The sequence below is a fragment of the Kineococcus vitellinus genome, from assembly GCF_009906315.1.
Taxonomy (GTDB): Bacteria; Actinomycetota; Actinomycetes; order Actinomycetales; family Kineococcaceae; genus Kineococcus; species Kineococcus vitellinus.
This window is the reverse complement of sequence record NZ_JAAALL010000182.1, coordinates 1-9,279: the sequence shown is the minus strand read 5'-3', so window position 1 is coordinate 9,279 and position 9,279 is coordinate 1. Positions and strand designations below refer to the sequence as shown.

At 75.9% G+C, this 9,279-nt stretch carries 10 protein-coding genes, 3 tRNA genes and 2 pseudogenes; 5 read left to right on the top strand and 10 right to left on the bottom strand.

Annotated features, from left to right (window positions below; translation table 11 throughout):
- Positions 1–306, top strand: a pseudogene (locus GTQ99_RS15365) (hypothetical protein); the annotation flags it as partial.
- Positions 303–686 carry a GntR family transcriptional regulator gene (locus GTQ99_RS15360; RefSeq protein ID WP_166616607.1) on the top strand — a complete coding sequence of 128 codons (384 nt, stop codon included), beginning with the start codon at positions 303–305 and terminating at the stop codon, positions 684–686. The pseudogene GTQ99_RS15365 and the gene GTQ99_RS15360, both read left to right, overlap by 4 nt.
- A 16-nt stretch (positions 687–702) precedes the next feature.
- Here GTQ99_RS15360 and GTQ99_RS15355 read toward each other — a convergent pair whose 3' ends face one another.
- The 8 genes from GTQ99_RS15355 to GTQ99_RS15320 form a co-directional block, all read right to left on the bottom strand.
- Positions 703–1,782, bottom strand: coding sequence for a UDP-N-acetylmuramate dehydrogenase (locus GTQ99_RS15355; RefSeq protein ID WP_166616606.1), 1,080 nt, complete (start codon positions 1,780–1,782; stop codon positions 703–705).
- Complete coding sequence (locus tag GTQ99_RS15350; RefSeq protein WP_166616605.1) at positions 1,779–3,008, bottom strand: MFS transporter; 1,230 nt, start codon at positions 3,006–3,008, stop codon at positions 1,779–1,781. Before GTQ99_RS15350 ends, GTQ99_RS15355 begins: the two co-directional genes overlap by 4 nt.
- Entirely contained in the window at positions 3,005–3,469 is a 465-nt protein-coding gene (locus GTQ99_RS15345) for a MaoC/PaaZ C-terminal domain-containing protein (protein WP_166616604.1), read from the bottom strand. The genes GTQ99_RS15350 and GTQ99_RS15345 overlap by 4 nt, the downstream gene beginning before the upstream one ends.
- A complete protein-coding gene (locus GTQ99_RS15340) occupies positions 3,466–3,930 on the bottom strand; it encodes an FAS1-like dehydratase domain-containing protein (protein WP_166616603.1) in 465 nt (154 codons plus the stop codon). The genes GTQ99_RS15345 and GTQ99_RS15340 overlap by 4 nt, the downstream gene beginning before the upstream one ends.
- Before the next feature lie 41 nt (positions 3,931–3,971).
- Positions 3,972–4,139: a 50S ribosomal protein L33 gene (gene rpmG, locus GTQ99_RS15335; protein ID WP_012085006.1), complete on the bottom strand. Its 168-nt coding sequence runs from the start codon at positions 4,137–4,139 to the stop codon at positions 3,972–3,974.
- A 161-nt stretch (positions 4,140–4,300) separates the two neighbouring features.
- Positions 4,301–4,373 (bottom strand) — tRNA-Met (locus GTQ99_RS15330).
- 32 nt (positions 4,374–4,405) lie between these two features.
- Positions 4,406–4,477 (bottom strand) — tRNA-Thr (locus GTQ99_RS15325).
- Between the two features lie 86 nt (positions 4,478–4,563).
- Positions 4,564–4,645, bottom strand: a tRNA-Tyr gene (locus tag GTQ99_RS15320).
- 138 nt (positions 4,646–4,783) lie between these two features.
- Here GTQ99_RS15320 and GTQ99_RS15315 point away from each other — a divergent pair.
- Both GTQ99_RS15315 and GTQ99_RS15310 read left to right on the top strand, forming a co-directional pair.
- Positions 4,784–5,275, top strand: coding sequence for a YajQ family cyclic di-GMP-binding protein (locus tag GTQ99_RS15315; RefSeq protein ID WP_166616602.1), 492 nt, complete (start codon positions 4,784–4,786; stop codon positions 5,273–5,275).
- Positions 5,276–5,292: 17 nt separating this feature from the next.
- Complete coding sequence (locus GTQ99_RS15310; protein ID WP_166616601.1) at positions 5,293–6,246, top strand: alpha/beta fold hydrolase; 954 nt, start codon at positions 5,293–5,295, stop codon at positions 6,244–6,246.
- Between the two features lie 9 nt (positions 6,247–6,255).
- Here GTQ99_RS15310 and htpX read toward each other — a convergent pair whose 3' ends face one another.
- Positions 6,256–7,131, bottom strand: coding sequence for a zinc metalloprotease HtpX (gene htpX, locus GTQ99_RS15305; RefSeq protein ID WP_166616600.1), 876 nt, complete (start codon positions 7,129–7,131; stop codon positions 6,256–6,258).
- A 191-nt stretch (positions 7,132–7,322) separates the two neighbouring features.
- Between htpX and GTQ99_RS15300 the strand changes: the two genes are divergently transcribed.
- Positions 7,323–8,909, top strand: a complete 1,587-nt coding sequence (locus tag GTQ99_RS15300; RefSeq protein WP_166616599.1) for a SpoIIE family protein phosphatase — start codon at positions 7,323–7,325, stop codon at positions 8,907–8,909.
- Between the two features lie 125 nt (positions 8,910–9,034).
- Here the strand turns inward: GTQ99_RS15300 and GTQ99_RS15295 are convergent.
- A pseudogene (locus GTQ99_RS15295) lies at positions 9,035–9,279 on the bottom strand (methyl-accepting chemotaxis protein); the annotation flags it as partial.

Sequence of the window (9,279 nt, the reverse complement as noted above, 5' to 3'; positions counted from 1 at the left end):
GCCGTCCCCTGCGCCCCGCCCGCCGTCGACGCCGCGCTGCGCCGCACCGGCGCGCACCGGGTGCTGCGGGTGAGCACCTCGGCGCTGCTGGGCACCGCCGGGGTGCTGCTGGTGCGCTGGTCGCACTTCGCGACGACCTGGCGCAGCACGGCCGACGCGCTCACCGGCGAGGTCACCGACGGGCCGCTCGCCGCGCTGGCGGGACCCGTCGTCGGTGCCGGTCTGCTCCTGGTGCTCGCCGGGGCGCTCGTGCTGCTCCTCCCGGCGCCGGGGCTGCGGCGCGCACCGCGGGCGGTCGCCGCGTGAGCGCCCTGCACGTCAGCGTGGACACCACCTCGGCCGTGCCCGTCTACGAGCAGCTGCGCCACCAGGTGAGCGCGCTCGTGACGACCGGCGCGCTGCGCGAGGGCGACCGGCTGCCCGCGGCCCGGGCGCTGGCCGCCGACCTGGGGATCGCCGTGGGCACCGTCCAGCGCGCCTACCGGGAGCTGGAGGCCGCCGGGACCGTGACCTCGCGCCGGCGCACCGGCACCGTGGTCGCGGCGAGCACCGCGCTCGAGGAGGACGTGCGCTGGGCCGCGGAGGGCTTCGTCGAGCGCGCGCTCAGCTCGGGGCTGTCCGCCGAGCAGGCGCTCGACGTCGTGCGGGCCGCCCTCGTCAGCGTCGCCCGCTCGCGCGCCCGCTGACCCCGGAGGGGCGGGTTCACAGGCGGGCGCCGACGAGGACGGGCTCGTTGACCAGGCGGACGCCGAAGCGCTCCTCGACGCCGTCGGCGACCGTGCGGGCCAGCCGGAGCAGGTCCTCGGCGGTGGCGCCGTCGCGGTTGGTCAGCGCGAGCACGTGCTTGGTCGACAGCGCCGCCGGGCCGGGGGCGCCGAAGCCCCGCCCGAAGCCGGCGCGCTCGATCAGCCAGGCGGCGGAGGTCTTCACCGCGCCCCCGTCCGCGGGGAAGCGCGGGGCGTCCGCGGGCAGCCGGTCCGCCTCGGCCGGGCTCAGGACCGGGTTGGTGAAGAACGAGCCGGCGCTCCAGGTGTCGCGGTCGGACAGGTCGCGCGGGTCCCAGACCATGCCCTTGCCCGCGCGCAGCTCCAGCACGGCGGCGCGCACGTCGGCCGCCGGCGCCCGCTCGCCCACCCGCACGCCGAGCCGGCGCGCCAGCTCGGGGTAGGCGACGGCGGTGGAACGGTCCGAGAGCCGGAACTGGAACGTCACCGCCAGCACCACGTAGCGGCTCTCCGGGTGCTCGCCCGCCAGCGCCACCCGGGAGGTCTTCAGCAGCGAGGTGCGGTAGCCGAAGCCCAGCTCGGCCGCCGCGAACGTCCGCTGCCGGCGCTCGACGCGGTCCCAGGTGCGGACGGTCTCGATCGTCTGCGAGACGTCCTGGCCGTAGGCGCCCACGTTCTGCACGGGCGTGGCGCCCGTGCTGCCCGGGATGCCGGACAGCGCCTCGACGCCCGTCCAGCCGCGGCGCACGGCCGTGGCGACGAAGTCGTCGAAGGGGTGCCCGGCCGCGACGGTGACGACCCCGCCGCCGCAGGCGTCCTCGGAGTCGACGCCGATGCCGGTGGTCGCCACGTGCACCACCGTGCCCTCGAAGCCGGCGTCGGCGACGAGCAGGTTGGAGCCGCCGGCCACCAGCAGCAGCGGCTCGCCGGCCTCGTCGGCGGTGCGCACGGCGTCGACGAGCTCGGCCTCGGTGGTGGCCTCGACGAGGGTGCGGGCGGGGCCGCCCACGCGCAGCGTGGTGAGGGGGGCGATCGAGGTGTCGGTGCGGACGCTCACGAGGACACTGTGCCCCGGCCGCGCTCGCGGTCCGCGCCGAGGGCGGTCCCGGCGTGGTGCGGGGCGGCGGCGCCGGAGACGACCAGGGCGAGGGCGGACATCACCGCGGCCGCCGTCAGCGCGTCGAGCACGCCGATCCGGTCGGCGAGCAGGCCGAGCACGGGCGGGCCGGCGAGGAAGGCGGCGTAGCCGACCGAGGAGACGACGCTGACGCGCACGGCGGCGTTGACCTCCTCGTCGGCGGCGGCGCTCATGCCCAGCGGGAAGCCCAGGGCGGCGCCGATCCCCCAGACGGCGGCACCGGCCACGGCCAGCGGCACCGAGGGCGCGAGGACGAAGAGCAGCACCCCGGCGACGGCGAGCGCGGCGCAGACCCGCAGCGCGGGCACCCTGCCCACGCGCGCCAGGACGACGGGGCCGAGCAGGCGCCCGACCGTCATGGCCGTGACGAACACCGCGAAGCCGGCGACGCCGACGGCGTGGGTGGTGCCGTAGCCGTCGACCATGCCGACGGCGAGCCAGTCGTTGGCGGTGCCCTCGACGAAGGCCATTCCGAGGACCATCACGCCGATGAGCAGCGTGCGCGGCTCCGTCCACGCCCGGCGCAGCGTGATCGCCCCCGCGGGGACCTGGCCGGGCTCCGGCGCCGGGTCGTCCAGGAAGGAGCGCACGACGACGGCGGCGCCGCCGAGCGCGAGGACGGCGGTGACCGACAGGTGCAGCCAGGTGGGCACGGACAGGGCCAGCAGCCCGGCGCCCAGCCCCGCGGCCAGCACGGTGCCGAAGCTGTACCCGGCGTGGAAGCGGGACATGATCGAGCGGTCGAGGCGGCGCTCGACGACGGTGCCCTCGACGTTCATGGCGACGTCCCAGGCGGCCACCCCGGCGCCCTGCACGAGCAGGCCCGCGGCGGCCAGCGGCACGCTGCCCAGGCCGTCGACGGCCAGGGCCGTGGTCGCCATGCCGACGGCGACGGCGGTGGCCCCGCCGAGCACGGTGCGGGCGCGGCCCAGGCGCACCACGACCGCCCCGGAGAGCGGCATCGCGACCACGGAGCCGACGGAGAGCGCCAGCAGGAGCAGGCTGAGGCGCCCGGGGGTCAGCTCGAGGGTCTCGCGGACCGAGGGGATGCGGGCGACCCAGGAGGAGAAGCAGAAGCCGTTGAGGACGAACGCCGCGTAGACGGCGGTCCGTGCGCGCAGAGCGGCGGTGGGGGCCGGGCTCACCGCAGCCGGACGACGGCCCTGGCGCGCCCCAGGACCCGGGTGCCCGCGCTGGTGGCCACGAGCTCGACCTCGACGGTGCGCGCGGCCTCGTCGCGGCCGACGACGGAGCCGGTGACCTCCAGGACGGCCTCGGCGGCCGCGGGCACGACGACGGGCGCGGTGAACTTGGTGCCGTAGGCGAGCACGGCGCCCGGGTCGCCGGCCCAGTCGGCGACGACGGTGCCCGCCAGCCCCATCGTCAGCATCCCGTGGGCGATGACGTCGGGCAGCCCGACCGCGCGGGCGGTGGCCTCGTCGAGGTGGATGGGGTTGCGGTCGCCGGAGGCCTCGGCGTAGGCGCGCAGGTCCTCGCGGGAGAGCTCGTAGCGGGCGGCGGGCAGCTCGCGCCCGAGGTGCGCGGCCTCGAAGGTGCCGTCGAAGACGTCCTCGAGCGCGTCGGGGGCCTGGCCGGCGGTGCTCACGCGTCGTCCTCCGCTGCTCGCACGACGAGGGTGGAGGTGGCCGTGCAGACGGGGGTGCCGCCGGTGCGGGCCAGCTCGGTGCGGGTGGTGACCATCGCGTTGCCGCGCACCACGCGCACCCGGTCCACGTGCACCTCGGCGGTCAGCTCGTCGCCGGCGACGATCGGGGCGTGGTGGCTGAAGCGCTGCTCGCCGTGCACGACGCGGGAGAAGTCGATGCCGGCGGCCGGGTCGGTGATGAAGCGGGCCTCGGCGGCCTGCGCCAGCGTCACCGCGAAGGTGGGCGGCGCGACGACGTCGGCGTGGCCGAGCGCCCGCGCGGCGGCCGCGTCGTGGTGGGCCGGGTGCACGGCGCGCACGGCCCGGGCGAAGGCCCGGACCGCGTCGGCGCTCACCGTGCTCGCACCGGACGCGGGGTACACGCGCCCCTGGAAGGACTCGTCGACGCTGACGGTCGCCACTGGGGTGCTGCCTCCCGGTCCGGTGCGCTCGCTGCTGGGGGTCAGCGGGTCTCGCGGTGCGTGGTCTTCTTGCCGCAGCGCGGGCAGAACTTCGCCAGGTCCAGGCGGTCCGGGTCGTTGCGGCGGTTCTTCTTGGTGATGTAGTTCCGCTCCTTGCACTCGGTGCAAGCCATCGTGATCTTCGGGCGGACGTCGGTGGTCTTGGCCACGGCGGGTGCCTCTTCCTCGGCTTCTCAGCTTCTCTGACGGTCCAGCGGGCAGCGCGTGCGCCGCGGTCGCGCTCCAGGGTACGCGACGAGCGGCCGGCGGCCGGACGCGCGACGAGCGGCCGCCCCCGGGGGGACGACCGCTCGGTGCTCGCCGTGCGCTGTAGCGAGGGCCGGACTTGAACCGGCGACACAGCGATTATGAGCCGCTTGCTCTACCAACTGAGCTACCCCGCCGTGCGTCCGGCGGGCGTGCCCGCCGGTGTGCGAGCCCCGATCGAGGATTGAACTCGAGACCTCTTCCTTACCAAGGAAGTGCTCTACCACTGAGCTATCGGGGCGTTCATCGCGCGTTCGCGCCGTGTCACCACGACCCTACACGCCGCGACCCAAGACCGTTGCCGGCCCCGGGTCGCGTGGTGCGACGTGGCGGGTGATGGATTCGAACCAACGTAGGCAATGCCGGCGGATTTACAATCCGCTCCCTTTGGCCGCTCGGGCAACCCGCCGTGCCACCGGCGAGCCGGCGACAGTGAGACGATAGCAAGCCGGAGGGGGTGCTCGGCAACCGAGCCCCGCCACCGGCCGCCCCGGCACCCGCCCGGGCACCCGCACGAGCACCCGCACAGCACCAGGAGGAACCCCGCGTGGCCAGCGAGTCGTCGTTCGACGTCGTCAGCAAGGTGGACCGCCAGGAGGTCGACAACGCGCTCAACCAGGCCGCGAAGGAGATCTCCCAGCGCTACGACTTCAAGGGCACCGACGCCTCGGTGCGCTGGAGCGGGGAGAGCATCCTCATGTCCGCCAGCTCCGAGGACCGCGTCAACGCCGTCCTCGACGTGCTGCAGACCAAGCTCATCAAGCGCGGGGTCTCGCTGAAGGCGCTGGACACCTCCGAGCCGTTCGCCTCCGGCAAGGAGCACCGGATCACCGCCACCCTCAAGGAGGGTCTGGCCCAGGACGTCGCGAAGAAGATCGGCAAGATCATCCGCGACGAGGGCCCCAAGGGGATCAAGACCCAGGTCACCGGCGACGAGATGCGCGTCAGCTCCAAGAGCCGCGACGAGCTGCAGGAGGTCATCGCGCTGCTCAAGGGCGCCGACCTCGACGTCGCCCTGCAGTTCGTCAACTACCGCTGACGCGGGCGCAGCACCCCGTGGACCGACCGATGCCGCGCCGGCTGCTGCTCGGCGCCTCGCTGGCCTCCGCCGCGGGCCTGGCCGCCTGCACCTCCGGCGGCCGGGACACCCCCGACGAGGCCCCGAGCACCGCGACCGCGACGCCGTCCCCCACGGCGACCCCCACGCCCACCGAGGAGCCGTTCGTGCCGCCGGGGCTGCAGGAGTCCCAGCGCGACGAGTACCGCTTCGGGGACCACCCGCGCCAGGTCAGCGACCTGTGGCTGCCGGCGGGCGAGCGGCGCGAGGCGATCGTCGTGCTCGTGCACGGCGGCGGCTGGGACGCGGGCACCGACCGCCGCGACCTCAACGCCCTCGTGGCCGACCTGGTCCAGCGCGGCTGGCCCGTGCTCAACGTCGACTACCGCGGCAACGGCGACGGCGGCGGCTGGCCCGGCACCTTCACCGACCTCGCGACGGCGGTGGACATGGCCGCCGAGGCCGCCGCCGAGCACGGCCTGCCGCTGGAGCGCACGGCGGTGGTCGGCCACTCCGCGGGCGGGCACCTGGCGGTGTGGGCCGCCGCCCGGCACACCCTGGCCGCGGGCGAGCCCGGCGCCGGCCCGCGCGTGGTGCCGGTGGCCACCGCGGCCATGGCCGGCGTGCTGCACCCGACCGCGCTCGGGGAGGACGGCGGGGACCCCAACGTGCAGCTGCTGTTCGGCGGCCCGCCCAGCGCCGTCGACGAGCGCTACGCCGTGGGTGACCCGACGCGGCGCGTGCCGCTGGGGATGCCGCTGCTCGTCCTGCACGGCACGGCCGACGACACGGTCCCGCCCTCGCAGGCGCAGGAGTTCGCCCAGGCCGCGCAGGCGGCCGGCGACCGCGTCGACCTGCGGCTGCTGGAGGGCGTCTCGCACGGCGACCCCAAGGAGCCGGAGGGCGCCACGTTCCCGCAGGTGCGCGAGTGGCTGGAGTCCGTGCTCGGCTGAGCGGGCCGCTCAGCGGCGGTAGCCGGCCAGCGCCTCCAGCCGGGCGATGCGCTCGGCCATCGGGGGGTGGGTGGAGAACAGCCGCGCCACGCCCTGCCCGCGGAACGGGTTGGCGATCATCATGTGGCTGGCGTTGACGAGCTCGCGCTCCGGCGGCAGCGGCAGCTGCCGCGTGCCCAGCTCCAGCTTGCGCAGCGCCGAGGCCAGCGCGAGCGGGTCACCGGTCAGCTTCGAGCCGTCCTCGTCGGCGTCGTACTCGCGGGTGCGGGAGATGGCCAGCTGGATGACGGTCGCCGCCAGCGGCGCCATCAGCGACAGCAGCAGCAGCGCCAGCGGGTTGGGGCGCTCGTCGTCGCGGCCGCCGGCGGAGCCGAAGAAGACCCCGAACTGCGCGATCGAGGTGATGACGCCCGCGAGCGCCCCCGCCACCGAGGAGGTGAGGATGTCGCGGTTGTAGACGTGCATGAGCTCGTGGCCCAGCACGCCGCGCAGCTCGCGCTCGTCGAGCAGCTGCAGGATGCCCTCGGTGCAGCAGACCGCCGCGTTCTCGGGGTTGCGGCCCGTGGCGAAGGCGTTGGGGGCCATCGTCGGCGAGACGTGGAGCTGCGGCATGGGCTGGTGGGCGCGGGTGGACAGCTCGCGCACGATCCGGTGCAGCACGGGCTGCTCGGCCTCCGAGACCGGCCGCGCCCGCATGGCGCGCAGGGCGAGGCGGGCGGAGTTCCAGTAGCCGTAGGCGGAGGTGGCCAGGCCGACGACGACGAACAGCAGCAGGAACGCGGAGCTGCGGAAGGAGGCGGACAGCAGCGCGCCGATGAGCAGGAGCACGGCCCAGATGACGCCGAACAGCACGGCCGTCTTCAGCCCGTTGTAGTGCCGGTGCATCCCGTCCTCTCCCCCGCGACCGCGCGCCCGCAGGCGCACCCGGTGGCAGAACGCCCGGAGCGGCCGCGGCGTTCCGAGCCCGCCGGCGGGGCCCCGTTCGCCGGTGGTGCAGGATTCGTCACTGCGAGCACGTGAGGCATCGACGCTCCGTATGCTGTGATCCCGGTCCAGCGGTCCACGACAGGAGGTGCGTGCCCGTGCCGACTGGCGTGTGGGCACGCGCCTGGGACTCCTCCGCCGACGGCATGCTCGTGCTCGGCAGCGACTGGAGCGTGCGCTACGTCAACCGCGCCGGCGCGCGGGCGCTGGGCCTGCAGGCCCGCCCGGGCAGCCGCCGGGACGTGTGGTCCCTGCTGCCGCAGCTGCGCGGGACGCCCTTCGAGGACGCGCTGCGCCGCCTGGAGCGCACCGGCGAACCGGTGACCTGGGAGATGGAGCACGCGCCGCACGGCTGGTTCGAGGCGCGCGCCTACCGCGTCGACGACCGCACCGTCGTCGTCCTGCACGACGCGGACGCCCGCCGCGCGGCCCAGCTGGAGCGCGGGCACCTGCTGGGGCGGATGAGCGTCCTGCTGAGCCTGGCCAGCGCGCTGGCGCGCACCGACACCGTCGAGGACGTGGCCCGCGCGGCGCTGGCGGTGGTGCGCGACCACCTCGGCGCCGACTACGCCGGGCTGTCGATGATCGACGGGCCGTGGGTGCGCACCCTGGCCCTCGGCCAGGTCGACGCGGCCGTCGAGGACGCCTGGAGCCGGCTGCCCCTGGACCACCCGGGGCCCGGGCCCCAGGTCGCCCGCACGGGCCGGCCGCTGACCTTCGCCACCTTCGAGGAGCTCGCGGCGGCCTTCCCCGCCGCGCGCGAGCGCCTGGAGCGCGCCGGGCTGCGCTCGGGCACGGTCCTGCCGCTGACCATCGCCGGCGGCTGGCGCATCGGGGCGTTCTCGGTGGGCTGGCACACCGACCACCGCCTCACCGACAGCGAGGCGGAGCTGCTGAGCGCCGTCGCGGACGCGACCGCCCAGGCGGCCCGCCGCGCCCAGCTGTACGCCGAGCGCCGCGACGTCGCGCACACCCTGCAGGCCGCGATGCTGCCGGAGCTGCCGCGGCTGCCGGGCCTGCAGCTGGCCGGCCGGTACGTGCCGTGGTCGCCCACCGACGAGCAGGTCGGCGGCGACTGGTACGACGCGCTGGGCCTGCCCGGCGGCGGCTGCCTGCTGGCCATCGGCGACGTCGCCGGGCACGACGTGCAGGCGGCCGCGCAGATGGGGCAGGTGCGCGCGATGCTGCGGGCGCTGGCCGTGGACCGGCCGCAGGAGTCCCCGGCCGCGCTGGTGACCCGCCTGGACCACGTCCTCGCCGAGCTGGGCGCGGACACCCTCACGACGCTGACCGTGGCGCGGCTGGACCCGCCGGGAGCGGCGCGGCGGCTGCGCTGGAGCACCGCCGGGCACCCGCCGGGCGTGCTCGTGGACGCCGGCGGGTGCAGCACCCTCGTCGACGGGTCCCCGGACCTGCCGCTGGGGGTGGACGCGGGCGTGCCCCGGCACGAGCACGTCGCGGCGTGGCCGCCCGGCGGCACGCTCGTGCTCTACACCGACGGCCTCGTCGAGCGGCGCGACCAGGACGTCTGGGAGGGCGTGGGGCTGCTGCGGCGGGCGCTGGAGCGCAGCTCCACCGCCCCGCTGGAGGAGCTGCTCGACGCGCTCGTGGCCGACGTGGTCGCGCGGGCCGAGGACGACTGCGCCGTGCTCGGCGTGCGCGAGGCGCACCGGCCCTGACTCCCCGGGGACGCACGACGGCCGGTGATCTTCCACGGTGCACCGTGGAAGATCACCGGCCGGGTGGCGGTGGCGGCTGTCGGGTGAGGACCGTCAGCCGTCGGGGACCCTCAGGTGCCGGGCTCTCAGGTGCGGGGCAGGGTGAAGGAGGCCACCAGCTCGTTCAACTGCACCGCCGTGCGCGAGACCTCCCCCGCCGTCGAAGCGGTGTGGCTGGCCCCCGCCGTCGTCTGATCCGCCGACGCGGCGATGCCGGAGATGTTGGAGGCGATCTCCTGGGAGCCGGTGGAGACCTCGGTGACGTTGCGCACCATCTCACTGGTGGTCGCGCTCTGCTCCTCCACCGCCGCCGCGATGGTGGCCTGCAAGC